Here is a 25,664-nt window from a genome sequence, read left to right on the forward strand (position 1 = left end):
GGTCAGTGAGTATCGATGCTCTACGCAGACGGTACGGCCGAACTCATTTGCCACTCATACTCAGGTGCACAGCCAACCTGGCCCTCGATTGAAACTTGTATGTTTCGATTCGAATTCCATTCGCCGTTCGGACTCGCGTCCTTGCATCTAGTCTGGGTCATCTGCGAGACCGACGCCATCAGGGCGATGTCGCCAATGTCAGATTTCGTCAAGAAGGCATGACTCGCTAACCTTCCTGTGGCGGAGTCATCCAGCACGAATCGTGTTGCTGCATGCCAATGTGCGGGTAATAGGCAGCCGCTGCGGGCGCCGACAACAGAATCAGTCGAGTCTGAAGCCCCGCATGTTCGTGGGTCAGACGTATGAGGGCACGCCCGATTCCGAGCCGCTGGTGAGCAACGTCGACTGCTAGATCGGACAAGTACGTACAGTAGGCGAAGTCCGTGATCGCTCGCGCAACTCCGACGAGCGTCCCCGTGTGGTCTCGCGCCGTCACGACCAAGTCGGCCATCGCCAACATTTTTGCAATCCGCTCCGTATCTTCAACGGGTCGCCGCGCCGCCAGCGTTGATCGTCTAAGGACGTCAACGAACTCGCTTGGCGTTAGATCAAATTCGACGGCATAGTTCATGGGCAGACTCGATAAATGTAACAACAAACCGGCTTGCTAATCCCCACCCTTGGCGAGGAACCGATTCGAAATCGTCTTGAACGAGATACGTTCGTTTCCGCTACCAAAAACCCAAACCAAACCCTCCCGTTCTGCATTCGCGTTCAATTCTGATTTGCCTTCCGCAAGTTTCAAAATCGAGTCCATGTCATCGGGAACGTACTTGATGCCCAGCGGCGGCACGGTCGCGAGTGCTAGTTCACGGCAGATCGTTTCCATCTCGGACTTCTCTACGTACGCCGCTGCCGAAATGTCGTAGACGTTGAATACGAAAACGGTCGGCGTTTTCAAGCAGTATCGATTCTGCTGGATATCGGGCCCGACCATCTCGCCTTGAATAGCAAATGACCGATTCAATCGAGTCATCCGAGATTGCAGATCGGTTTCTCGAACCACGCGCCAATGACTGTTCGACGGGTCTTCGGCCAGTTGCCAGTTGCGACCGCACACACCAAAAGTACCTTCATTGCAGAACGCCGTGAACGAGGTGCCATCGATCTTCTCCGATACGTAAAATTCCTTGCCGCGAAACGATTCATAGTCGACGGCCAAGTTTTGAATCCGTTCCTCGTCGGTCTTTTCAATGAAAACCGGAAAGCCGCCCACTACGTCGCCGCCCAGACACGCAGGGATCGGAGCCTCATACTTTACGATTCCCAACTCCACTGTCACGTCTTCGCCAATCACAAACGAACGCCCAAGAATGCTGGGATGAACCAACAGCCCCTGCGAGATCTGACCACGCAGCTTCACCGTTCGCAATCGAAAACCTTCTCGGTCATCCAATGTCCTGAGCGAAGACTTTCTCAGGAACTCAAATTCTTCGCGGACAGGCAGGAAGGAGTCGATTTCGCAATAGATGACTGCATCGCCGGCCTGGTACTCGCCCTTTTTCGTGACGCATTTCCAGCCATCGACGACGGCCAACTCAATCATGTCGGCACCTTCGATGGGTCTCGTTTCCAACACTGTTCGGATCGTCGCCAGTTGCCGCATTGTCACCCCTTTATTTCGTTGCCTATCCAATCGCCGACTACCAAGACCACGACAGTCGAATCCAGGTTCACTATTCCTGGCACGAGCGGTACCTGCGATTGTGACTTTTCCTGGGCGAGCAGCATCTGTTGAGGTTGGTTACCCGATGGCTTTGGTCATGAACGTAGCGTCACCGGTGTACGACTTGTTGATCGTCGCCCGGGTGGAAGGAGTGAAGCCCATTTTCATCCAGAATCCGGCTGCTTGTTGAACGGCGACGAGCGACATCGTCTGATAGCCGTTCGCTTGGGCAACGGTCGTGAGGTGGTCGAACAATGCGTGTGCTACGCCACGACCAAAAAAATCTTTTTGCACCGCGAGGTCGTGCAGAAACAAATTTGTCGTTGGTTCGAGTTCGGCCGGACCAGCGGCGCCGAGCACAGCGATTTGATGGGCGGGGTACGGATGGGCGAGGCAGTAAGCAACGACGGAACGCTCTTGATCGACGGCAACAAAACAAGTCCGCGGACCGAGAGTGGTTTTGGACCGCATCACGGACTCTGACTCGGGCGTAAAATCATAGTAGACCTCACCTTGGATGCGCAGAATCGCTAGCCAATCGGATTCAAGGATTTCGCGGCAGTGGAATGTTGTCATCGGGTGAACGACCGCAAAAAGACTGTTGGTGACTTGGGTCATCAGGTACTATTTCGCAAGCATCGACTCGCAAGGCTGCGTAACAAATCGCCGGCGATCGGCGACGTGATCTTCGGCCCTTCAGATAACAGAGAATCTTAGCCATGTCCGACCCGCCCGCAAACGAACCCGATCCACCGACGCCACAACCGGGGTGTCCCGTGTGTGGCGGATCCATGATCGATATTCGCGGTAAGCTACAATGCACGCGTTGTCACCGAATCTGCGAAACGTGCTGTGAAGGCGGACGCGGTTGAAGCGCCGCGACTGCCATCTGTAACGTGTCCTCTTCAGGCCAATCTGATTCCGATCGCCCCATTTCGTCCGCGGCCGGACTATATTGACCACGCCCGCATTGCACTCCCCAGCGTTCGGAGTGTCACCCGGGCCAACGATTCAACCACCCTTAAATTCTGTACTGAGCAAGCTATGAAACGGTTCCTTTTCACATTAGTAGCGGCATTCATGTCGGCCATCGTTGTCGTTCCTGCCCACGCCCAAGAAACGGCGCCGACCCAACCATTGAAGGTTCTGCTTGTGATCGGTGGATGCTGTCACGACTACACGGCTCAGTCGAAGATTTTGAAGGAAGGCATCGAGCAGCGCATTCGCGCCGATGTGACTGTCGAGTTCAGCGAGGACACCAGCACCGGCGCACGTTTCGGGGTCTACGAGTCGGACGATTGGGCGGAAGGCTATGACGTGATCCTTCACGACGAGTGCTCCGCCTCCGTAACCGAGCGGCCTTATGTCGATCGAATCTTGGCCGAGCACGCCAACGGAACTCCGGCTGTCAATCTGCACTGTGCGATGCACAGTTATCGTTGGGGCGACTACAAACAGCCCGTCGAACCGGGTGCCGATAACGCAGGCTGGTACGAAATGATCGGTGTGCAATCGAGCTCGCACGGTCCAAAGGCACCTATCGATGTCGACTACATCAGCGAACAACACCCGATCGTCAAAGGGCTCGAAGACTGGGCTACAACGGACGACGAGCTCTACAACAACGTGCGTGTTTTCGGATCCGCCGAATCATTGGCAAGTGGGAAACAGGTCCAGGGCCCAAAAGGAAAGAAGAGTCCCCAAAGCAAACCCAAAGTTGCAACCGCCGTTGTCGCGTGGACGAACCTGTATGGCCCCAAAAAGACGCGAATTTTCAGCACGACACTGGGCCACTTCAACGAAACCGTCAATGACACGCGATATCTAGATTTGGTCGTCCGTGGTTTGCTGTGGACGACGGGAAATCTGAATGACGACGGCACTCCGATGCCAGGATTCGTGAAGTGATCGGCTGACCCTGCGTCATGATTAACGCTATGCTGTTTGGGTAGGTTCAGGGATATAGGGTGACCTGTCGGCAATTGTGATTGCCGCGGTCGCCGGCCCAAACTTAGCCCCTCCAGATACCATGAATAAAAAAAGATCAAAGACCAAAGCCGCTCTCCGTTTCGAGAGCCTTGAGTCTCGTCGGCTGATGGCCGCAGATATCGGCCAGGGCTTGCAAGCTCAGTACTTTGACAACGCTGACCTATCGGGTACGGCACTCAGCCGATTCGAGTCCGGGGTGAACTTCGATTGGGGATCCGCATCGCCTGATGCGTCCATCAGCAATGATTTCTTTTCGGCGCGCTGGTCCGGACAGGTGGAAGCAAGGTACACAGAGGCCTACGCCTTTCAAGTCGACGCCGACGAGGGCGCCCGGTTGTGGGTGAACGGCCAATTGCTGGTCGATCAGTTCGATGCAAGTGGATTGACCGCAGTTACAGCCACGATCGATCTGGTCGCCGGCCGTCGCTATGACTTGGTGATGGAGTATCGCGAGTCAACGGGCAACGCATCGGCAAAGTTACAGTGGTCCAGTCCCTCGCAATCGCTTGAAGTTGTTCCAGAGTCGCAATTGACTCCGTCCGTTCGCGGATCGATCGCCGAAGACTTCTTCGCGGGCATCCCTGGTGACGCGCTGTCTGCTTTGACGGGCGATGCAGACTTTCCGTCGCAGCCTTTGACGTCTTCGCTGTTGAGTTCCTTTCAAACGAGCAGCGATGTTGGTGATCAATTCGGCAGACGTGTACACGGGCTGCTTCACGCGCCAGTGACGGGCGCGTACACGTTCTACTTAGCCGCTGACTCAACCGCCGAGTTGAGATTGAGCACCGGCGTTGATGCCGGCCAATCGCAGAAGATCGCAGAGGTGACCGTCGCCGTTGCCCCAACGGATTGGACAAGTCGTCCAGAGCAAAAGTCCGCGGTCATTCAATTGGTCGCCGGCCAGTCTTACTTCATCGAAGCGTTGCACAAAGAGTCAACCGGCGCCGACCACTTGGCCGTGGGATGGCAGGTTCCCGGTGAGTCGTCGATCGTCGTGATCCCAGGCGAAGTGTTATCCATGGATCGGCCAACGGTACGGATCTTTGCAGAGACACCGATCGCTGCAGAGGGTTCGGGAAGTTCGGCAAGCTTTCAGGTCGTGCGCGATGGCGGATCGATCAGTCATCCGTTGACCGTACACTATGTCACCGGTGGTAGTGCCACGGCGGGTTCCGACTACACCGCGTTGTCGGGAACCGTCACGATACCCCCGTTTGCAGAATCGGCGACGATCCTGGTTACGCCCACGGTGGATTCGGACATCGAAGGCGACGAATCGGTCACGATCCAATTGAAAGCTGGCGTTGATTACGACGTCGCCTTCAAGAGCGAGCGAGTTGTGCTGGGCACCATTCAAGACGACGCACTCATCCCCAGCGGTTCAACCTCTCTTTGGACAGGCAACTCACTTAGCGATTTTAACCAGCGTTTCGGAGCCACGTTTTCAGCCGTTTCTGATCCGACCTTCGGCACGGTCATTCAAGCGAATGTGACGAGTCAACCGGCGAATGTTTTCAGCGTTCAAATGGGGCAGAGCATTGATGCGCCGGTCGTCGAAGGTGACTTGCTGCTTGCAGAGTTCTATGTGCGTTCCGCCGGTGTCGATCCGGGAACCGTACTGGCCGTCTTTGAAATCAACGGCCCCCCCTACACTCAGTCGCTTAACCGTGGATTTTCCGTGGGATCGAATTGGACGAAGGTTCAATTGCCTTTCGCGGCCGTAGAATCTTATGCAAGCGGCGATGCGCGATTCGGCTTCCAAATCGGGCAACACGTACAAACACTTCAGTTCGCCGATATCGCCCTACGCAACTATGGCCAACCGCGAACGATTGCGCCGGAAACGAGTTTTTGGCTGAACAATATCGGCGGTACTTGGGGAACGGCACAAACGGTACCCGTTTCTGGACAAACGTTTGATTCCGCTTACGAGGTTGCCACAACAACACTGCCGCCGGCGAACTGGAATCTGCAGGCCGTCGAACGCAATCAGTCTCCGGTCGCAAACGGCGACACGATGCGGATTGAATTCAGCGCTCGAGCCACGTCCGGATTAGCCCCCGCCGCGCAGTTCGCCGTGCAGCGGACCGATACCTACGCGACTTTGGCTTCACAGAACTTGACGATCGGGACCGCGTGGACACCGTTCTCGTTCGACATTACTGTTGGCCAGGCATTCTCCACCGAAGGATTGCAATTCGTGCTGAACGTCGGTGGTGCGCTGCAAACGCTACAGTTCGGCGGCGTCACGTGGACGAACCTGGACAACTCGGTTGATCTAGATGAGCTTCCCGAACAGTTTCCGAGTGCTCGCTACGAAGGCCGATCGGGGACCGACGCATGGCGAGATGACGCGCAAACTCGGATCGAGAACGAGCGGACCCGCACGGTCGTCGTGAATGTTCGCGACGAAAATGGATTGCCGATCGACGGTGCCGTTGTCAGTCTGCGACAGACCGATCACGAATTCAGGTTTGGATCCGCGATCGAAGGCTACGGCGGGCGACTGGACCCGAACGGAAACACCGAAGCGCTGAAATACCAAAGCGAAATCAAACGGCTGTTCAATACCGTGGTTGTCGAGAACTCGCTGAAATGGCCGGGCTATGTGAATGATCCTTCGACGGGGGAAGCTGTCGCGAATTTCGCAGCCTCAAATGACTTGTACCTTCGCGGTCACAACGTGATTTGGCCAAGCCGGGGGAACATGCCGGCAAGCGTGTGGGATGAGTACGATTCACGGTTCGTGACCGACGGCGATGCTGCTGCGGAGGCTTGGCTCGCCGACACCATCAACGCGCGAATCGATCAAGTCGCGCTCGACTTTGCTAACAGCGCGAACGAATGGGATGTCGTCAACGAACCGTTCGACAACAACGCTGTTATGGCGATTCTTGGTGACGATGCGGTTGTTGGTTGGTATCAACGTCTGCGGGCGGCAGATTCGACCTTGAAATTGGCCTTGAACGACTACGGAATCTTCGCCGGCAACGGAGCCAACACGGCGCACCGCGAAAACTTCGAATACTGGATCGACAAACTCGTCAATGCGAACGTCTTGGACGTGATTGGAGAGCAAAGCCATTACAACGATGGGAACCTGACCGACATCACGACGTTCGCCAGTTTCATCGTCGACTACCAGACCCGCTTCAACACCTCCATTGCGATTACCGAATTCGATGTCAATTCGACAGACGAACAGTTGCAGGCCGACTACTTGCGCGACTACATGACGATGTCGTTCAGCCAACCGGCGATTGAACAGTTTTTGCATTGGGGATTCTGGGAAGATTCGCACTGGCTTCCAAACGCCGCGCTGTATCGAAGTGATTTCAGCATCAAGCCGAACGGGCAGGCCTATGAGGATCTGGTGTTCGGCAATTGGTGGACCGATGTTCGCGGCACGACGCGCAGCGGTTCGCTAACGTCCCAAGCATTCACGGGCGATTACGAAGTGCTGGTCCAGTTCGGCGGCGTTTCGTATCCGGCAACGACCATGCGGGTCGATGGGACAGGCGTGACAACGGTCACGGTTGATCTTCCGGTCGATGTGTCGGTTCCCGCCGCGACCGTGTCGTTGATGGGCGTATCTTATGGCGGCGCGACGGCAAGCTATGGCGGCGACGAAGTGGCGCCGAACAAGCAACCGCTGATGCCGGGATTCACGGCGACCGAAGCCAGCTACACCAATTATGACGAGGGCCTCAATCGCGTGGTCGTGGATATCGACCACCTTGCGAGCCCGTCGTTGACGGCGGCCGACTTTGAATTCCGTGTCGGAAATACGTCGGATCCAGAAAGCTGGTTGTTGTTGTCTCCAAGTTCGGCCATCCCGTTACCGGCGATCAGTGTATCCGAGCCCTCGGCTTCGGGGACAAGCAGAGTGACTTTGACGTGGCCGGACAAGGCGATAAAAAACACGTGGGTGCAAACCACTGTGAAAGTGACTGAAAACACTGGCTTGGAGGATCCTGTCGTCTTCTATTTTGGAAACCAAGTTGCAGACGTGTTTAGCACTGCGTCCGAAGCCAGTCAGTTGCGAGTCACGGCGTTTGACGTGATTCAAATTCGCGGAAATCAGCAATTGGATCGAGCACTCGTTGGGATCAATTCCAAGTACGACATCAATCGCGATGGTCGCGTGACTTCCTTCGACACGCTGATCGCAAGATCGAATCAAGTGCTCCTGACCGGGCTCTTGATGTTTGCCGCGCCTCCGCTGACGCAGCCTCCGGTTCAGCCGTTGGTGGCTGGAATGTCACAAGTTGCCCAGCAGCCCAATATCGGGACCACACACGGGGCTTCCGAGTCGACGATCACTGCCGCGAAGGATTCGACGATTCCGGTCGTCAAGCAAGACTTCCGGGCCAGGTTCCTTGCGCGTCTTGCGAGAGCCCGTTCAAGGGCGAACGCAGATTCCACCGTCGCGACAGAAACGGCCGAACGCTCGAGCCCGGATTTGGTGGTCAACCGATGGCTCGAGCACCGAATTGCATTGATCCAGGCGATGCGAGCACGCATCACACTACTGCGAAATTCCCTCAATCGGTAACGACGCTCACTGCAGCTTCGTTGAAATTGAAAACGCGGTTCCATCGGGAATCTCTTTTCATCGACGCGAATCAGTCGGTTCAGATGCGATCGCCAAGTTAACCAGCGGACGTCCCGTGGGGCGGTCATGCTGGGTCGAGAGCCGGTAAAGCGAATTTCGCAACCTGGATCCCACCAGCACATTGCCATTGGTCAGAACAAAATTCAGCTTTGCCGTCCGGTCGGTATCGGATGCCGATTCTGTCTCGCGATTGCGAGCGTCCAATTCGCTAACAGCATCCGCGAACGTTGATAACATTCCTGCCAAGCGAACGCATCGATCGCCGTTGATGCACTTGTTCGCCTGTAATCGCTGTAGCAACCAACAAAAGATCAGTTCGATATCCGTCTGTCCGCGAATCTGTTTCCGAAATTCTGGCCCCATTTCACGTAGCATCGCAGGGCGTAGCGTTTCGACGGCTGTTAACGTACCGTTGTGCGCAAACGACCAACGCCCGAACATGAACGGATGACAGTTTTCATCATTGAAAGCGCTTCGCGATGCTCGGCGGATGGATGCTACGACCGTTTTCGCGAACGATGCATCGATGGGCTGTGCAAACCGATCGTCGTCGTAGGCGGCCACCGCCCGACGCAACCATTTGATCTTGGGACGATGGTAACTGACCACGCCCCAACCATCACTATGATCGCGCGCGGTCATATCACATCGACTTTGGCGTTAAAGTGGGTGCTTCGCGGACATCAGCGCTTTGGTGACGTCCACCCCGTGGCTGGCCCGGATCGCAAACATTCGGCACAAAACGAATTTCAAACGCGCATAAAAAAACGCGGCGACGACTCACACTTTGCAGAGTAAGCGACATTGCCGCGTCGGCGCTAAAAAAGAAACTACTTCTTCTTAGCGACCGCTTTCGGTGCTCGCTTTGCTTTGGGTGCCGACTTCGCAGTGGCCTTTACGGCAGTCGCTTTCGCGGCTGGCTTTTTAGCTGCTGGTGATTTCGCAGTTGCAGCCTTCACAGTAACTGGCTTTGCAGTCCGAGCGACAGACTTAACAGCAGCCTTGGGCGAAGCCTTAGCCTTAGCCTTGGTTGCAGCCGATGCTTTCGGAGCTGACTTTGCCTTGACAGTGGTAGCTTTTGCTTTGACGCTGGTGCCCTTTGCTTTGACGCTGGTACCTTTCGCCTTGACAGTGGTCGCCTTTGCCTTGGTAGGCGAAGCTTTGACGGCCTTGACCGAGGCGGTCTTGCTGGCTTTTACGTTTGCTACTTTGGTAGCCATCTTAAATCCCTTTAAAACAGAAAATACGCGGGCGAAGGCCCAGCGATGGGAATGATTTAGCAAAAGCCAACGAAATCAAGAATATCAGCTTTGCTATTATTTTTACAAAGTAGGCCAATTCTTTCCTCGTGCTTCCAACACGGCTACCGTCGGGATCGGACTTTGCGAGGCAAACGATCGTCCAGACGTTTGCGCATTTCCTTGACGACGTCGGCTCGCTGCGATGCAAGATTAAGCGTCTCAGCCTCGTCGGTAGAGTGGTCATACAATTCTTCCGCGCCGTTGTCATGAACCGTCAAACGATACTGGTTGTCGCGAAGGGTGCGCGCTTTCTTGGTGTACGAAATTGCGTAATCGCCGGCCGACGCGGGGTCATCCAGGATGGACATCAACGACGATCCATCCAGATTGTTTGGCGACGGGATTCCCGAGGCGTCACAGAGCGTGGGAAATATATCGACCGATTCGATGATTGCGTCTGCGGTCTTTCCCGGATCGGGCATCGATGGCAACCGTACCAACAGCGGCGACCGCAAGGACTCTTCAAAAAGCGCGTGCTTTCCCCAAATGGCGTGTTCACCCAGATGCCAACCGTGATCGCCCCACAGCACAACGACCGTGTTGGCGTCCGCGCCGGTTTCTCGCAGTTTCGAAAGTACTCGTCCGACGCTGGCATCGGCGTACGTGACGCAGGCAGCGTAGTGACGACGCACTTCATCAGCGAACTCGGGGTCCGTGTTAGGGTCACGCCCCCAGCGGTTGTAACGCATGAATTCGCCGGATCCGTGCCAGGTGGTTGTTCCGCTGGGTTTCATGGGATGCGGAATCGTCGGCAGTTCGACGTCTTCGTATGGCAGCATGTACTTTGCCGGCGCACCGAAGGGCAAATGAGGACGAATGATTCCCACCGCTAAAAAGAATGGTTTTTCATTGTCGCTAGCCAGTTGATCCAATTGCCGAAGTGACTCGTCGACAATCAAGCCGTCGGGATAGATCGAGTCGTCCCCGTCAACGGACTGCATCACATCCATGGCTCCCGGGTCGTTGCGGATTTCGCCATGGGCCAGTCCATGCATGGATCCCCGTGGGTGTTGCCAGGGTCCGGCCGGCAAGAGATGCCGATCCCAAGAGTCCGGCATTTCCAACTTCGCATCGTCGTCCCAATCTGGCCCCATCCGCCCGCCCGGGTAATGGGAAACCTTGCCCACAGAAACCGTCGTGTACCCGTGTTGCCGAAACCACTCGGGCATCGAATCGGGAACGGAGTCACCCACCGCGATCGTTTTAGCGCGGTCGGCAATCGCTTCGTTCGATGCACCTCCGTAGCAACCCGTCAACATCGCGTAGCGGGATGCCCCACAGGTCGGCGCCTGCACATAGTGCCGACCGAACAAGCGGCTGGAACGAGCCAGTTCGTCGATGTTCGGCGAATGAATGTACTCCGCCCCGAAACACTTCAATTCGGGTCGCAGATCGTCGACGCAAATCAGCAGCACGTTGGGGTGCGAATCGGCCGATTGGACGCGGATTCCGACCAAACACAAAAGTCCCAAAGCAATAGCCGGACTGCACGCAAAACGCATCATCATTTTTCCTTGTCCAAGCACACTCGATCCACCACGCCGTCCAAACTCGCCCAGTGCGAATGCGGGTGCGCAAATCGGCTTCCACATGTTCTAATCGATCGCCGTCATCAATCCTTAAATTTTAGTCGACTCGCGTCATCGTGTGTCGCAACGTCAACCTCAATACGTTTTTTCATGAACGCAAAGATTCAAAAGTTCTCTGACCCCGCGACACTCGCCGACTCGTTCGCGAACGACTTTGCCCAGTGGCTCGGTGACCAGTCGCAACCGATCGTGACCGTCGCCCTGTCGGGAGGCAGCACACCACGCTTGTTATTCGAGCGATGGGCGGGTGAATTCGCCGGCGAAATCGATTGGTCACGAGTCCGGTTGTTCTGGGTCGATGAACGCTGCGTTCCGCCATCGGATAGCGACAGCAACTTCGGCGTCGCCAACGACATCTTCCTTAGCAAGGTTGATCTGCCCGCCGATCAACTCCACCGCGTCCACGGTGAATCGAATCCGGATGACGAGCGTACTCGCTACGCGGATGAAATCGATCGCTTCGTTCGAAAAGATAGCGACGGCGTTCCCCAATTCGACCTTGTCGTCTTGGGAATGGGCGACGACGGGCACACCGCTTCGATCTTCCCGCATCAGATGGAATTCTTGACGTCGTCGGACGTTTGCGAGGTTGCGACGCATCCGACTTCGGGACAGAAGCGGATCACGTTGACGGGGCCCGTGATCAATCATGCCAAGAAAGTGGTTTTCTTGATCACTGGGGCGAACAAGAAGGGAGTCTTAGTCGACGTGGTGAAGAAAACTGGCCTCTTCAAGACTTACCCTGCGTCCTTTATTGATGCGACCGATTTAACGTTCTACGTTGATGAAGACGCGGCATCGGGTCTGTAGCGCACATCGATTGAACGAGCAGATGAAGTCTAGAATCACAACCCTCGTTGCACTGCTGGCCGTGTCGTGGGTTGTGATGCTGCTTACTCATGAATTCGGGCACATCCTTGGCGGATGGTGCGGCGGCGCAACGCTGGTGGACTACGATCTTGCGCCGTGGCGATTGCCCTACTCTCTACACAGTCCTGATCCCCACCCGCGATTGACGCTGTGGGCGGGACCGCTGGTCGGAGCGATTTTTCCACTTTGCGTCGCCGCAATCGTATCGGTGCGTGCGGTTTGGTTCGTCGCCGACTTCTGCCTGATCGCAAACGGCGGCTACTTGATGCTGGCGTGGATCACGGGAGACCGATTACTTGATACGCCGCGGATGATGGCGGCCGGAGTGCATCCGGGACTTGTTGCGATATACTGCCTTGCCACGATTGGGCTGGGATACGTTTGGTTCCGGGCGGACTGCATTGCGGTCCTCCGTCCAGATTCCCGGACTCAACACAGTCGTTCGGCGCAAACGCATGCACAGGATTCCGAGCGTTCGAAAATAGAATCAACTGACACTCTGCAGGACAAATGCGAATGAAACGATTCACCGCCTTGTGCGTCGCCTTCGCATATCTGTTTTCGATTGCCAGTGCTGACGAACCGATGGCACCGGTTCGTCCGTTAGTCCTAGCCCACTACATGCCATGGTTCGTTGCAAAACCGACCAGCCCTGAGTGGGGCTATCACTGGACGATGAATCACTTCGATCCTGAACAGATTATCGACGGAAAACGGTCACTTGCGTCGGTGTACTACCCCGCCATCGGTCCGTACGATTCCAGTAACGAAGACGTGATCGAATACCATTTGCTGCTGATGAGTGTCGCTGGCATCGACGGCATCATCGTCGATTGGTACGGGCTGCAAGACTGTTACGACTATCCGATGCTTCACCGCAACACCACGAAGCTGATCGAGTATGCCGACCAGATCGGAATGAAGTTTTCAATCTGCTACGAAGACCAAACGCTGGTACCGTTGGTCGAGAAAGGAATTGTCAAAGACTCCGATCGCGTTAAGCACGTAGCATCGGAAATTCGTTGGCTAAACGAACATTGGTTTCCGAAAAAGAATCATGTTCGAATCAACGGAAAACCCGTGATGTTATCGTTTGGCAATGCAGGGCTTTCCAATGAACAGTGGACGCAGTGTGTTAGCGGACTTGAGTTCCCGATCGCATATTTCAGCGAACATCATCGACGCGACGGTGCTACGGGCGCGTTCGATTGGCCAATCCCGGGGCTGGCGATGGAGGCGGTCGATCGGTTCGTGCGTGACGCGACTGCTTGGGAAGCGGCAATTCCCGTCGTGTTTCCGCGTTTCGTCGATGCCTACGGAATCGCAAAAGTGCGAGACAGCTATCCCAACATCGAAGATGAAGCTGGCAAAACGTTTCGAGAGACTCTTCGCATCGCTCAGGCGATGCACCCGGCAATCATCCAAATCGCTACTTGGAACGATTGGGGCGAAGGAACCGTGATCGAACCGAGCGAAGAGTTCGGCGACCGCGACCTGCGATACCTGCAAAGCGTACTGAAGGGACCGACCGCCGACTCGGCTTCGTTGCAATTGCCCGGGCAACTGCTTCGCCTTCGTCGTAGTGGAACGGCAAGCAAGAGTGATCTCGATCGCGTTGCAGAATGGATTCGAAACGGAGACTTCGCTGCCGCAACTTCGTGGCTCCAGTCACGGTGACGATCCGTTAGAAAGCGTCATCACGTGAACCTTGCGACGGCAATCCGAGTCGTGACGGAGATGCGCCGCGCCCCGCTGTGCATCCAGGGTGCCCTTTCTCACAAAAGCAGTCAACGTGACCGAACCGACCGATGGTGAAACGAACAATCATGGTGAAAGCGCCATTCGGTTTCGCTCGGGAGTCGTGCTGGCCATCGTTGGCACGTTCTTGTTCGCATTGAAGTCCATCTTCATTAAGTTGGCGTTCGCCGAAGGCGTCGGGGCAACGTTACTGTTGACGCTTAGGATGTTTTTGGCGTTGCCGTTTTATGTTTTCGTGTTCTGGTCGCTCCGTTCGCGTGCCGATCGAAAACCGATTGCTACATCCGACTTGGTTCGGTCGTTGGGGCTCGGTTTTCTGGGATACTATCTGGCCTCGTACCTAGACCTGAGCGGGCTCGAGTATATCTCGGCACAACTGGAACGGTTGACCCTGTTCACCTATCCCGCCATGGTTGCGCTATTGGCGTGGTTGTTCTTGGGCGAAAAAATCGATCGTCGGATCATTGCTGCGATCGCTCTTTGCTATTTCGGCGTCGTCATGATGTACGGCCAGGAACAAGCGTTGACCAGCAGCAGTGATGTGCGTTTCGGCGTCGCACTGGTCGTCGGAGCGGCACTGAGCTACTCGTTTTACATCTTGTTTGCAAAGCCAACGATGCAGCGGATCGGAAGTCGCGAATTCACCAGCTTGGCGATGATCGGATCGACGTTTTTTGTCGGAGTCCATTTCGCAATCACAGACCCAATCGCCAGCGTCCTAAACGTCAATCCGATTGTTTACGTCTATGGTTTCGTTCTGGCGTTCGTTTGCACGGTATTACCCAGCTTCATGATCAACGAAGCGATCGTGCGGATCGGTGCGACGCGAACGACGGTGATCGGGTCGGTCGGTCCCGTGTTGACGATGGGATTGGCGATCGGAATTCTCGGCGAACCGACGTCGATCCAACATATCGGCGGCATGGTGATCGCGATTTTGGGCGTTAGTTTTGTCGCAAAAAAATGATCGCGGCTTTGCTTAGGCCAGCTTGATGATCTTTCCGGTCTTCGCACTGTCATAGATTGCGCGGATAAGTTCCACGCTACGGCGACCTTCGCGTCCGTCCAAAACGGAAGGACGTTTTTCGTTGATGGCAGCGATTACTTCTTCAAACAACATGGTGTGGCCGTGGTGTCCGATGGCGGCCGGATCCGCTGCTCCGCCGCCGGTTTCCGTTCTACCCGCCATCCTTTTTCGCACCGCTTCGTCTTCGTCCGTTTCGTCGGCAAATTGCCACTGCTTGATATCCTCTTCTTCCAAGATCGCGGTGCCGTGACTGCCGCTGATTTCGATGCGTTTTAGCGAACCGGGGTAAGCGGTCGTCGTGGCTTCGATCACACCGAGTGCGCCGTTTGCGAATTTCAGCGTGGCGACGGCAACGTCTTCGACTTCGATCCGCTCGTGGGTCATTGTCGCCGTCATCGCACTGACTTCGGCGACGGGGCCCATCAGCCAAAGCAACAAATCGACGGAGTGGATCGCTTGGTTCATCAATGCGCCGCCACCATCGAGCTGCCAGGTGCCTCGCCAAGCGCCACTGTCGTAGTACTCTTGGCTGCGGAACCACTTCACATAGGCGTCGCCCATTGTGATCTTTCCGAAACGACCGGCTTCCACGGCTTGCTTCATCAAGCGGCTTGATTCGTGAAAGCGACTTTGGAAGGTGACCGCCAATCGCACGCCGGCTTCGTCGCAGGCACGAATGATTTGGTCGCAACGCTCGGTGGTGACTTCAAGCGGTTTTTCAACGATCACGTGTTTGCCTGCCTTCGCAGCGGCAATCGCAGGATCCAAGTGCGCGCCGCTGGGCGCGCAAATCGAAACCGCTTGCACTTCGGGATCGGCCAGCATGGCTTCGAGCGAGTCGAACGGTTTGCAGTTGTGTTTTGCGGCAAACTCAGCCGTGGGTTCCAGTCTGCGACTGGTCGCGCCGACCAAATGGGCACCCTTCGCGTCGGCGACCGCACGAGCGTGAAAATTGGCGATCATGCCAACACCAACAATTCCGATTCCGATACTCATACTACTTGCTTTCTCGATTCTCTTCGTGGACCCGCGACGTTGCCGGCGGGGCGTTCAATGATTGGGATGATGGTAGCCCCGCCCGCGGCGTTGCGGGGGCACGTAGGGTGCTGCTATTTGATGACTAAGTTTACAAGTCTTCCAGGGACAATGATTCGCTTGACGATCGTCTTGCCTTCGATCAACTCTTTGACCTTCGGATCGTTCAACGCCATTTCCGCCAGCGCTTCCTTCGTGGCATCCGGCGCGATGTTGACCTTTGCTTTGATCTTGCCGTTGATTTGAACGGGCACTTCGATACTCGATTCCACCAAAGCGGCTTCGTCCCACGTCGGCCAATCGAGTTTGGCGATCGATCCAGTTCCGCCCAGACGTCGGTGCAGCTCTTCGCACAGGTGCGGCGCATACGGAGCCAGCAAGATCAAGAACGTCTTGATGGCATCGGTCGGACGAGTCTCGGATCGTGTGAAGAAGTTCGTAAACTCCATCATCCGCGCGATGGCGGTGTTGTACTGCATGTTCTCAGTATCTTCGGTGACGCGTTTGATCGTCGCGTTGAGCATCCGGTTTTGGCCTTCGTCACATGCTGCGTCCGTCAGCCCCGGACTGAGCACATCGTCATCAGAATCTTGATCGACGACCATCCGCCAAACGCGATCCAAAAAGTTACGGACCCCACCGACGCCGGTCATTGCCCATGGCTTGGTTGCCTCCAACGGCCCCATGAACATCTCGTAAAGACGAAGCGAGTCCGCACCATACTCGCGGACGATCACATCCGGGTTGACCACATTGCCGCGACTCTTAGACATCTTGTGCGCGCGGCTTTCGATTCGGATCGACGCATCTGACTTCAACACGAACCCGTCGCCCTTCTTGTCGACGTCTTCATCTTGAAGCGTTTTCGCGACAAGTGTTTCGCCCGACTTGCCGGACAAGTTACCGTCGGCATCGCGACGAACTTCATTTGCCGAAACAGGATTGCCCGCTTCGTCTTCGTATCCCGTGTACTCGACTTCGCCCAGAATCATGCCTTGGTTGACGAGTCGACCGAACGGTTCCGCGGTCGACACGTGTCCTCGGTCGAACAGCACCTTGTGCCAGAACCGCGAATACAACAAGTGCAGCACCGCATGCTCGGCGCCTCCGACATACAAATCGACCGGCATCCATGCTTTCTCTTTCTCCGGATCAATCAGCGCCGAATCGTTTTTGTTGTCGATATAGCGGAGGTAATACCAACATGATCCGGCCCATTGCGGCATCGTGTTGGTTTCACGTCGATAGCGTTTGCCGTCAATGTTGACGAACAACCAATCGTCGGCTGCTTTCGCCAACGGCGGTTCCGGACGACCGTGCGGTTTGAAGTCCTCGAGTTCCGGCAGCCGAACCGGCAATTGCTCCACCGGCACCCCGCGTTTTCGCCCCGTCGGTCTCCCCGCGTCGTCGACTTCATGCAAAATCGGGAACGGTTCGCCCCAAAATCGTTGGCGACTGAACAACCAGTCTCGCAGCTTGTAGTTGACGGCTTCAACGCCGGTGCCCTCCTGGGTCAACCATTCCGTGATTTCAGATTTTACGTTTTCGGTTTTCATGCCATCGAAACGGCCGCTATTGATGGCGATTCCGTGGCCAGCAAAGCATTTTTCGCCGGAAACGTATGCGTCGTAGTCTGGGTCGGTCTTGGGAGGCTCGACGACTTGGATGATCGGCAGATCGAATTGCTTCGCGAACTCAAAGTCACGGACGTCGTGCGCCGGCACCGCCATGATCGCGCCCGTTCCGTAGCCCGCCAAGACATAGTCGGCGATCCAGATCGGAATCGGACTTCCCGTGACCGGGTTGATGGCGTTGCTGCCCGTAAACACACCGGTTTTTACCTTGTCGCCTTCGGTGCGTTCCCGGTCGCTCTTGAACGATGCCTTTTCACAGTACGCCGTCACCGCGTCGCGCTGCTGGGCCGTCGTCAAGCTCTGGACCATCGCGTGTTCCGGTGCGATCACCATGTATGTTGCGCCGAACAGTGTGTCAGGTCTTGTTGTGTAGACACGCAGTCGCTCGTCACCGACGGCAAAGTCGACTTCGGCGCCGGTGCTTCGGCCGATCCAATCCTGCTGCAATTTTTTGATGCCGAGCGGCCATTCCAAATCATCCAGCCCGTCGAGCAAGCGTTCCGCATAGGACGTGATCCTCAGCATCCATTGGCGAAGCGGGATCCGTTTGACGGGATGGCCACCAACTTCGCTCTTGCCGTCTTGGACCTCTTCGTTGGCTAATACGGTTCCCAGTTTGGGACACCAATTGACTAGCGCGTCACTTTCGTAAGCCAAGCGATTCGCATCACGATAATGGTGGACGGCATCGTCGCCTTTCGCCGACACGTCGGCAGGTATCGGCAACTCGGCAATCGGCCGCCCCTTTTGTTGCTCGGCATCGAACCAGGTGTCATACAGTTCTAAGAAGATGAACTGGGTCCACTTGAAGTAGTTTTCGTCCGTCGTCGCTAGCACTCGGTCCCAGTCATAGCTGAAACCCAGCATCTTCAGTTGACGCGTGAAGTTATCGATGTTTCGTTGCGTTTGGATTCGCGGATGTTCACCCGTTTTGATCGCATGCTCTTCGGCCGGCAATCCGAAGGCGTCAAAGCCCATCGGGTGCAGCACGCTTTCACCGCGGGCACGCCAGAAACGCGATGTGATGTCCGTCGCCGTGTAACCTTCGGGGTGACCGACGTGTAACCCATCGCCGCTAGGATAGGGGAACATGTCCAGCACATATCGTTTTTTGATCGTACCGTCGGGCCCGGCAACGGGCATGTCCGGCGTGGCGAAAGTGCGATCAGATTCCCAGAAAGCTTGCCAGCGAGGTTCAATTTCGGCGGGGTTGTAACGGGGCATAGAACGTCGGAACCAATTCAAAAGGCCAAGGAGGACGGGTTGGGCGAACCGCGAAACGGTAGACGCCGAGCAATGATTCTAGGAAATCGACGAAGGCTGGTAAGGTGGACCAATCGGGAACTGTTAAAACAATCACAATCGGCGGCTCACGACGACAAATTTCGGATACGGATAGGCAATCATGCAATCACTAGGTTTTTCTCACTGGACAACGATTCTCGTGCTCGCTGGATCAGTATTTTCCGCCGGATGTCGCCCCAGTTACGAGGTCGACGTGGTGTCCGCCAAACAAAGCGGCGTCGCCATCAAGGACATGGCGTCCGAATTGAGTCCCCAGGATTGGCCATCGTGGCGTGGCTCCCAACACGATGGCGTCGTCCGCGATGCGGCGTCGATCCCGGGTGATGGGTTCCAATGGCCCGAGTCGGCCAAAGTGATCTGGACCAGCGACGTGCCCGGCCGTGGACACAGTTCGCCGATCGTGGTTGGTGACGCCGTTTACTTGGCGACCGCGCTCGACGAAGAACAACAGCAGCGGGTATTGTGCTTCGACCGCGAGACGGGTGAAGTCCGATTCGACAAGCTGATTCACCAGGGTAACTTTCCAACGGATCGCGAAGTTCACAAGAAAGCGACCAACGCAAATTCGACCATCGCCAGCGACGGCAAGCGACTTTACGTCACCTTCTTCAACTCCCAATCCATTTTCGCTACGGCATTGGACATGAACGGCGAAGAAGTTTGGCAGACAAAGGTCGGCATGTTTGTATCGCGATTCGGATACGCCCCTTCGCCGATCCTCTATCAGTCGCTCGTCATCGTTTCGGCGGACAACTCTGGCGGCGGTTACATCGCGGCGCTCGACACCGAAACGGGGGAAGTTGCGTGGCGCATCAAGCGAGGCGATACCGACAGCTACTCCAGCCCCACCGTCGCCAATGTTGGTGGTCGTGATCAATTGTTGATCAGCGGCGACGGAGCCGTCACCAGTTACGATCCGGCAACCGGTGAATTGTTGTGGCGGACCGCGTGTATTTCAAAAGCAACATGCGGAACTGTGATTGCGGCCGACGAACGGATCTTCGCCAGCGGCGGTTTTCCCGATGAGGAAACCGTGTGCTTGACCGCGGATGGAGAACGCGTCTGGTCAAACGAGACCAAAATCTATGAACCGTCGTTGCTCAGCCAAGGAGGTTTTTTGGTCGCCGTCAGTGACGACGGTATCGGATTCTGCTGGGACGCCGCGACCGGTGAACTGCATTGGAAAAAACGCATCGGCGGCAACTTCAGCGCATCACCGGTGGCGATCGGCGACGTGGCGTTGGTGCCGAATTTGGACGGAGACTTGCACGTATTTCGCATCGGCGAGCGTTTTGAACAAATCGCGAAGTATCGGATCGGTGTAGATTCGTATACAAGCGCCGCCATTCATCGAGGCGATTTACTCCTTCGGGTAGGGGGCGAAAACTTGGCCAAGCGGCTAGAGCGGTTGGTTTGCGTACAGTTGATTGGCGATAATGTCGGACAACCGGTGCTAATCGAGTGAGATCTTCGGCACAAGTGGGGAAATAGGGATAGACTTCGGTGATGGCTCAAAGACTTTGCAAAGGCACCTACGCTTTCGGATTGTCAACAGAGCTATTGCGGCTGAACTGATTGAATTTTGTGCTGTTGTCGTTATTGGGTTGGCGCGTCTATGTGATGTCGTTCCGCCCTCCGGCCTCATGCGGAAAAAGTAAGCCAAGCGCGCACCTTCCTAAGTTCCACCATTTTGTACCCCTATCGAGGCCATGTCAGAATCATCCGAAGTTGATCCGCTCTGCGAAAAAATCATCGCGTCGCTGCGTCGCAACAATTTGCACCACATCAGTTGTCGAATCGACGAAAAAGGTCTTCGTTTGATAGGACATGTTGAGTCTGATGAGGAACGTGCAATCGCCTTTGCCATTGCGAGAACCACCGCAGGAACGACAGCCTTGAGCAATGGAATCGAGGTTCGCCGCAACAAAGATTGAGCCAATGTCTAAATTGGTCCATCTAAATGGAGCATAGCTCAGCATCGCGTTATCCGGGGCGAAATAACGGATTCTCGATGAAGCATTGCCTCACGCCAAAAACGTGTGGCGTTGGCCAGTCCGATCGTGGATACTTTACCAGCATAAGAAAGACTGGTTTTCACGTTTGGAACATTGACTGTGCTGCATCTCAAACATCTTCTCGAAAACAACAAGGCTTGGTCTCGGAATATTGCGGAGACGGATCCATCGTTTTTCGAAATTCTTTCGAAGAACCAGAAACCCGACTACTTGTGGATTGGGTGTTCCGATTCACGCGTTCCCGCCAATCAAATCGTTGGATTGCGGCCAGGTGATCTGTTTGTTCATCGCAACGTCGCCAACTTGGTCGTTCACACCGATCTGAATTGTTTGTCGGTCATGCAATACGCGGTCCAAGTGCTTGAAGTCGAGCACATCATCATTTGTGGCCACTACGGGTGCGGCGGCGTTGGCGCGGCGCTCTTTCACAAAGAATTGGGTCTGATCGAAAACTGGCTGCGGCATATTCAAGACGTCTCGATGTTGCATCAAAGGGAATTGGACGCAATCGAATCTCCCAAAGATCGCGTCAACAAGTTGTGTGAATTCAACGTGATCGAACAAGCTATGAATGTGTGCAGAACGACTATTGTTCGCGACGCTTGGCGACGAGGCCAAAAGTTGGCAATCCACGGATGGATCTATGCCCTCGACGACGGGTTGCTACAGGACTTGTCCATCACCGTTTCGGCGGCGGAAGAAATCGAGTCCGTTTACGAACAAGCCATCGCCAACCGACGCCGCGCTTGACATCGATACGGTCGGTCGTCGATTGTGATTCGCCGCTGCCTCGCCCATCTGTCGCGCCAGCGGGCAGGCGGGTAGTTTTCGAAGACTATTTTGCCCCGAAAGCTGCCGATGAGTCGGCCAAACGTCTATCCTGGTGTGGAACAGACACGTCCATTCGGCCTTCGGGCAAGAATCAAATCAGCACATCGGCGACTTGCCGTGCCACTGCCCCCGCCAATCCGACGCTCCTTTCCCACCTTTTGCCAAGCAATCTCCCCTCGACGTTCCCGATGGTTGATCCCTTCATGAAGACAATCTGTGTTCGATCGGTAATGCGATCGTTTCTGTTAGCGATGTCCTGTGTTTCTCTTTGCGTGGCATCCGCTTGCATAGTTGCCAATGGGGCTGACCTTACACCGCTCGCTTCACAGGTCGACGCGTTCGTCGCACAACACTGTTTGGACTGCCACAATTCCGCTGACAGCGTCGCCGGGCTGGATCTAGAGTCGTTCGACTTTTCTTCCGCGACATTCGGAAAAGATGAATTTGACCATCGAACGTGGGAAGCCGTCTTGCGACGCACCGCCAGCCGTCAAATGCCTCCACCCGACGGCGAACGACCGAGCGAGTTGGAGTACCAGGATGCGACCCAATCGATGGCGAAGCTGTTGAAACAACGGCACCAGGATTTTCCGAATCCCGGTCGCACCGAATCGCTGCGACGATTGACGCGCACCGAGTACCAGAACGTGATTCGCGATCTGCTTTCGCTGCCGATCGATGCCTCCACGATGTTGCCGCCCGACGAATCGAGTCACGGGTTCGACAACATCACCGTGGGCGAGTTGTCGCCGATGTTGATGAGTCGCTATTTGTCGGCCGCACAGTCGATCGCTCGCTCTGCAGTCGGTCGAACCGATTCCGGCCCGATCGGAACGACGATTCGCGTGCCGGCCGATCGTACCCAGTCGTCGCACGTCGAGGGCTTGCCGCTTGGAACGCGTGGCGGAACGGCTTTCGATTACCACTTTTCTGCATCCGGTTCGTACGAAATCGAACTCCGTTTGACTCGCGATCGCGACGAAATGGTCGAAGGTTTGACCGAACCACATCATATCGACGTGTTGCTTGACGACGAACGCATTCATCAGTTTGCGGTCAAACCACCGCCCGGTCGCAAGGACTTCACCCATGTCGATTCGCATCTACGGACGAGGATCGATGTGGTTGGTGGGACTCACCGCGTCGGCGTGACGTTCCCCAGCAAGGGCACGTCGTTGGCGCAAACCAAACGCCAACCGTTCGACGCCAGCTACAATCGCCATCGTCATCCTCGAAGCGAACCGGCGCTATTCCAAGTGTCCATTGTCGGACCGTTGGAAGCATTGCCGTCCGAAGGGATGTCGGATAGCCAAGCAAGAATTTTTCAGTGCCGTCCGGCGGCCAACGCTACCGAGTCTGAACGATTTGCTTGCGCACGACAAATCATCGGCTCCATCGCACGGTTGGCATACCGGCGTCCCGTCACCGACGAAGACCTGAGCTCGCCGATGCATTTCTATGTCGAAGGCGAACGTGAGGGCGGTTTTGACGCGGGAATCGAGTTGGCTTTGACGTCGGTTCTGATCAATCCCAACTTCCTATTTCGGATCGAGTCGGATCCGGACAACGCGATCAGCGGCGAAGCCTATCGGATCACGGACGTTGAACTGGCGTCGCGAATATCGTTCTTTTTGTGGAGCAGTTCACCGGACGAGGAACTGTTGGCACTCGCCGAAACGAACCAACTGCATGAACCGGCAACGCTGTCCGAGCAGGTTCGGCGGATGCTTATGGATGATCGATCCGTGTCGCTGACCACGAACTTTGCGGCCCAGTGGTTGTACTTGCGAAATCTCGATTCCATCACGCCCGATTTGCGATTGTTCCCCGATTTCGATGACAATTTGCGGCAAGCGTTTCGGGGTGAAACCGAGTCGCTGTTCCGCGATATCGTTGCGAGCGATCGCAGCGTGATGGACCTGATCGCGACGGAGTCCGCTTTCTTGAATGAACGGCTTGCCAAGCACTATGGAATCAGCGGTGTCCTCGGCAGCCATTTTCGAAATGTCGATTTGCCGGCTGACAGCATTCGAGGCGGACTGCTGCGTCACGGCAGCATCTTGACCGTGACGTCATATGCGACACGAACGTCGCCGACGATTCGCGGCCATTGGATCCTGAAGAACATCCTCGGGACGGCCCCACCACCGCCACCTGCGAATGTGCCCAACTTAAAAGAGAAATCGACGCTGGCCGCGACCAGCGTCCGCGATCGACTGGCCCAGCATCGTGCCGATCCGGCGTGCGCCAGCTGTCATGATTTGATGGATCCGGTCGGATTTTCGCTCGAAAACTTCGACGCCGTGGGGCGATGGCGCGATTTTGACGGCGAGTTGCCCATTGATTCGGCGGGAACGTTGCCCGATGGGGCAACGATCGGTGGAATCGACGAGCTCGAAGCGGGTATACTGGCGCGTCCCGACATGTTCGTGACCACGATGACTGAAAAGCTTTTGACGTTCGCGTTAGGACGCGGGATCGAGCCCGAGATTGGTCCGACGGTCCGAGCGATCGTAGGCGAAGCTGCAGAATCGGATTATCGGTTTTCTTCACTCATATCGGCCATCGTCTCCAGCGATGTGTTCACCCACCGGAGTGCTCCATGATGATTCCTCAAAAGGCTCTGTCCCGACGAACGGTGCTGCGTGGTGCGGGCGCCGCGTTTGCGTTGCCGCTGCTGGACGCGATGATTCCATCGATGAAGGCGACAGCCGCGACGCCGGCGGCTGCCGAGCATCTGCGGCGGATTGGTTACATCTACATTCCGATGGGATTCAATCCGGCCCAATGGATTCCGCAGGGCGACACGCTGGAAACGCTGTCGCCATCGCTGATGCCGCTCGATTCAGTGAAAGATCAAGTCACTGTCGTTACCGGCATGGATCTACAGAACGCGTACCCCGGTTCGCATGCCACGTCAAATGCAGCGTTCCTAAGTGCCGCTCGTGCGAAACGTACCGAGAGCACCGACTATCGATTGGGCACTACGGTCGACCAGATTGCGGCCAAGCAAATCGGACATCAAACGACGCTACCGTCGCTTGAGTTGTCGATGGATTTGTTGTCGACGGTCGGCCAATGCGACAACGGCTACGCGTGCGTTTACCAAAACAACTTGTCGTGGTCGTCACCGACAACACCGCTTCCCAGCGAGGCACACCCGCGAATCGTATTCGAGACACTCTTTGGCGACGGCGGCACGCCCGAGCAAAGGCAAGCCGTGTTGAAGAAACGAGCCAGCCTGCTCGATTCGGTGACTGATGAAATAAAGCGACTGAAGAAAGCTGTCGGCCCCTCGGATCGAAACAAGATCGACGGCTACTTGGAAAGCGTTCGCGAAGTCGAACGACGCATCTCGAAAGCTGAGCAGTCGGCCAAGGACAATCCGCTTCCCGACTTGGATCGTCCGGTGGGTGTGCCGGCGCAGTACGCCGACCACGCGCGGCTGATGTTCGATTTACAATTGTTGGCGTTCCAAGGCGACATCACCCGAGTGGTTTCGTTCCAACTAGCTCGCGAAGCCAGTACGCGAACGTACCCAGAAATCGGCGTCCCGGATCCTCACCATCCGATCACCCACCACGGCAACGATCCGGAAAAGCTGGAAAAGATTGCCAAAGTCAATCGTTTCCACATCTCGTTGTTTGCCGAGTTCTTGGAAAAGTTGAAGGCGACACCCGAAGCGGGCGGATCGCTGTTGGACCACACGCTGTATTTGTATGGCAGCGGAATGGGCGACTCGGACGCTCACGATCACACGAATTTGCCGATCGTGGTGGCCGGTGGTGCAGCAGGCAACATGCGTGGTGGTCGACATATCCGATACGAGACGCCCACCCCGCTGGCGAACTTGCATTTGACGTTGCTGAACAAAGTCGGTGTACCACTGGATTCATTCGCCGATAGCGATGGTACCGTCGAAGATCTATTCGATCCTGTCAGTCTGTAAAATCCGTGATGCCGAAGGTC

The 25,664-nt window shown here is 55.8% G+C and carries 19 protein-coding genes; 12 read left to right on the forward strand and 7 right to left on the reverse strand.

From position 1 onward, the window contains the following. Positions 1–226 precede the first annotated feature (226 nt). The 3 genes from Poly51_RS22940 to Poly51_RS22950 all read right to left on the reverse strand — a co-directional run bounded on the left by Poly51_RS22940 (position 227) and on the right by Poly51_RS22950 (position 2,344). Positions 227–631 (reverse strand): GNAT family N-acetyltransferase, encoded by a 405-nt coding sequence (locus Poly51_RS22940; protein WP_146460464.1) that lies wholly within the window; start codon positions 629–631, stop codon positions 227–229. Positions 632–667: 36 nt separating this feature from the next. Beyond that, the gene (locus Poly51_RS22945; RefSeq protein WP_146460738.1) at positions 668–1,666 is read right to left on the reverse strand and encodes an RNA ligase (ATP); all 999 of its coding nucleotides are present in this window, start codon (positions 1,664–1,666) and stop codon (positions 668–670) included. 138 nt (positions 1,667–1,804) lie between these two features. Beyond that, positions 1,805–2,344 carry a GNAT family N-acetyltransferase gene (locus tag Poly51_RS22950; RefSeq protein ID WP_146460466.1) on the reverse strand — a complete coding sequence of 180 codons (540 nt, stop codon included), beginning with the start codon at positions 2,342–2,344 and terminating at the stop codon, positions 1,805–1,807. Between the two features lie 101 nt (positions 2,345–2,445). Between Poly51_RS22950 and Poly51_RS30655 the strand changes: the two genes are divergently transcribed. The 3 genes from Poly51_RS30655 (at position 2,446) to Poly51_RS22960 (ending at position 8,270) form a co-directional block, all read left to right on the forward strand. Further along, a complete protein-coding gene (locus Poly51_RS30655; RefSeq protein ID WP_186775740.1) occupies positions 2,446–2,598 on the forward strand; it encodes a hypothetical protein in 153 nt (50 codons plus the stop codon). Between the two features lie 172 nt (positions 2,599–2,770). Further along, positions 2,771–3,634, forward strand: coding sequence for a ThuA domain-containing protein (locus Poly51_RS22955; protein WP_146460467.1), 864 nt, complete (start codon positions 2,771–2,773; stop codon positions 3,632–3,634). Between the two features lie 121 nt (positions 3,635–3,755). After that, positions 3,756–8,270, forward strand: a complete 4,515-nt coding sequence (locus Poly51_RS22960) for an endo-1,4-beta-xylanase (RefSeq protein WP_146460469.1) — start codon at positions 3,756–3,758, stop codon at positions 8,268–8,270. Between the two features lie 57 nt (positions 8,271–8,327). Here the strand turns inward: Poly51_RS22960 and Poly51_RS22965 are convergent, their stop codons facing one another. Continuing rightward, the gene (locus Poly51_RS22965; RefSeq protein ID WP_146460471.1) at positions 8,328–8,972 is read right to left on the reverse strand and encodes a class II glutamine amidotransferase; all 645 of its coding nucleotides are present in this window, start codon (positions 8,970–8,972) and stop codon (positions 8,328–8,330) included. Positions 8,973–9,218: 246 nt separating this feature from the next. On the opposite strand from Poly51_RS22965, the gene Poly51_RS22970 reads away from it, so the two are divergent. After that, positions 9,219–9,605, forward strand: coding sequence for a hypothetical protein (locus Poly51_RS22970; RefSeq protein WP_146460473.1), 387 nt, complete (start codon positions 9,219–9,221; stop codon positions 9,603–9,605). 88 nt (positions 9,606–9,693) lie between these two features. Here Poly51_RS22970 and Poly51_RS22975 read toward each other — a convergent pair whose 3' ends face one another. Continuing rightward, entirely contained in the window at positions 9,694–11,223 is a 1,530-nt protein-coding gene (locus Poly51_RS22975) for a sulfatase (protein WP_246114700.1), read from the reverse strand. An 87-nt stretch (positions 11,224–11,310) separates the two neighbouring features. Here Poly51_RS22975 and pgl point away from each other — a divergent pair, with 87 nt between their 5' ends. From pgl to Poly51_RS22995, 4 genes are all read left to right on the forward strand, one after another. Next, positions 11,311–12,030, forward strand: coding sequence for a 6-phosphogluconolactonase (gene pgl / locus Poly51_RS22980; RefSeq protein ID WP_146460475.1), 720 nt, complete (start codon positions 11,311–11,313; stop codon positions 12,028–12,030). A gap of 22 nt (positions 12,031–12,052) precedes the next feature. After that, a complete protein-coding gene (locus tag Poly51_RS22985) occupies positions 12,053–12,610 on the forward strand; it encodes a hypothetical protein (RefSeq protein WP_146460477.1) in 558 nt (185 codons plus the stop codon). Further along, a complete protein-coding gene (locus tag Poly51_RS22990; protein ID WP_146460479.1) occupies positions 12,607–13,767 on the forward strand; it encodes a glycoside hydrolase family 71/99-like protein in 1,161 nt (386 codons plus the stop codon). Before Poly51_RS22985 ends, Poly51_RS22990 begins: the two co-directional genes overlap by 4 nt. A 115-nt stretch (positions 13,768–13,882) precedes the next feature. After that, entirely contained in the window at positions 13,883–14,815 is a 933-nt protein-coding gene (locus Poly51_RS22995) for a DMT family transporter (RefSeq protein ID WP_146460481.1), read from the forward strand. Positions 14,816–14,827: 12 nt separating this feature from the next. Here the strand turns inward: Poly51_RS22995 and Poly51_RS23000 are convergent, their stop codons facing one another. Together Poly51_RS23000 and leuS are read right to left on the reverse strand one after the other, a co-directional pair. Next, positions 14,828–15,871: a Gfo/Idh/MocA family protein gene (locus Poly51_RS23000; protein WP_146460483.1), complete on the reverse strand. Its 1,044-nt coding sequence runs from the start codon at positions 15,869–15,871 to the stop codon at positions 14,828–14,830. Positions 15,872–15,984: 113 nt separating this feature from the next. Continuing rightward, positions 15,985–18,768: a leucine--tRNA ligase gene (gene leuS, locus Poly51_RS23005; protein ID WP_146460485.1), complete on the reverse strand. Its 2,784-nt coding sequence runs from the start codon at positions 18,766–18,768 to the stop codon at positions 15,985–15,987. A gap of 277 nt (positions 18,769–19,045) precedes the next feature. Here leuS and Poly51_RS23010 point away from each other — a divergent pair, with 277 nt between their 5' ends. The 4 genes from Poly51_RS23010 (at position 19,046) to Poly51_RS23030 (ending at position 25,644) form a co-directional block, all read left to right on the forward strand. Beyond that, on the forward strand, positions 19,046–20,314 hold the full coding sequence (locus tag Poly51_RS23010) for a PQQ-binding-like beta-propeller repeat protein (RefSeq protein WP_246114701.1): 1,269 nt from the start codon (positions 19,046–19,048) through the stop codon (positions 20,312–20,314). Positions 20,315–20,963: 649 nt separating this feature from the next. Then, positions 20,964–21,614 (forward strand): carbonate dehydratase, encoded by a 651-nt coding sequence (can, locus tag Poly51_RS23020; protein WP_186775741.1) that lies wholly within the window; start codon positions 20,964–20,966, stop codon positions 21,612–21,614. Between the two features lie 269 nt (positions 21,615–21,883). Further along, positions 21,884–24,301: a DUF1592 domain-containing protein gene (locus Poly51_RS23025; RefSeq protein WP_246114702.1), complete on the forward strand. Its 2,418-nt coding sequence runs from the start codon at positions 21,884–21,886 to the stop codon at positions 24,299–24,301. Further along, positions 24,298–25,644, forward strand: coding sequence for a DUF1552 domain-containing protein (locus Poly51_RS23030; protein WP_146460493.1), 1,347 nt, complete (start codon positions 24,298–24,300; stop codon positions 25,642–25,644). Before Poly51_RS23025 ends, Poly51_RS23030 begins: the two co-directional genes overlap by 4 nt. Positions 25,645–25,664: the final 20 nt, after the last annotated feature.

It is taken from the genome of Rubripirellula tenax, from assembly GCF_007860125.1.
Classification (GTDB): domain Bacteria; phylum Planctomycetota; class Planctomycetia; order Pirellulales; family Pirellulaceae; genus Rubripirellula; species Rubripirellula tenax.

What these genes read in the sequence shown, in the direction of transcription:
- Poly51_RS22955 (WP_146460467.1), top strand. Translation starts at nt 2,771, where the DNA reads ATGAAACGGTTCCTTTTCACATTAGTAGCGGCATTCATGTCGGCCATC.
- Poly51_RS23030 (WP_146460493.1), top strand. Translation starts at nt 24,298, where the DNA reads ATGATGATTCCTCAAAAGGCTCTGTCCCGACGAACGGTGCTGCGTGGT.
- Poly51_RS22975 (WP_246114700.1), bottom strand. Translation starts at nt 11,223, where the DNA reads ATGTGGAAGCCGATTTGCGCACCCGCATTCGCACTGGGCGAGTTTGGA.
- pgl (WP_146460475.1), top strand. Translation starts at nt 11,311, where the DNA reads ATGAACGCAAAGATTCAAAAGTTCTCTGACCCCGCGACACTCGCCGAC.
- Poly51_RS22990 (WP_146460479.1), top strand. Translation starts at nt 12,607, where the DNA reads ATGAAACGATTCACCGCCTTGTGCGTCGCCTTCGCATATCTGTTTTCG.
- leuS (WP_146460485.1), bottom strand. Translation starts at nt 18,768, where the DNA reads ATGCCCCGTTACAACCCCGCCGAAATTGAACCTCGCTGGCAAGCTTTC.
- Poly51_RS22945 (WP_146460738.1), bottom strand. Translation starts at nt 1,666, where the DNA reads ATGCGGCAACTGGCGACGATCCGAACAGTGTTGGAAACGAGACCCATC.
- Poly51_RS23000 (WP_146460483.1), bottom strand. Translation starts at nt 15,871, where the DNA reads ATGAGTATCGGAATCGGAATTGTTGGTGTTGGCATGATCGCCAATTTT.
- Poly51_RS23025 (WP_246114702.1), top strand. Translation starts at nt 21,884, where the DNA reads ATGGTTGATCCCTTCATGAAGACAATCTGTGTTCGATCGGTAATGCGA.
- Poly51_RS22940 (WP_146460464.1), bottom strand. Translation starts at nt 631, where the DNA reads ATGAACTATGCCGTCGAATTTGATCTAACGCCAAGCGAGTTCGTTGAC.
- Poly51_RS22950 (WP_146460466.1), bottom strand. Translation starts at nt 2,344, where the DNA reads ATGACCCAAGTCACCAACAGTCTTTTTGCGGTCGTTCACCCGATGACA.
- Poly51_RS22985 (WP_146460477.1), top strand. Translation starts at nt 12,053, where the DNA reads ATGAAGTCTAGAATCACAACCCTCGTTGCACTGCTGGCCGTGTCGTGG.
- Poly51_RS22965 (WP_146460471.1), bottom strand. Translation starts at nt 8,972, where the DNA reads ATGACCGCGCGCGATCATAGTGATGGTTGGGGCGTGGTCAGTTACCAT.
- Poly51_RS30655 (WP_186775740.1), top strand. Translation starts at nt 2,446, where the DNA reads ATGTCCGACCCGCCCGCAAACGAACCCGATCCACCGACGCCACAACCG.
- Poly51_RS22960 (WP_146460469.1), top strand. Translation starts at nt 3,756, where the DNA reads ATGAATAAAAAAAGATCAAAGACCAAAGCCGCTCTCCGTTTCGAGAGC.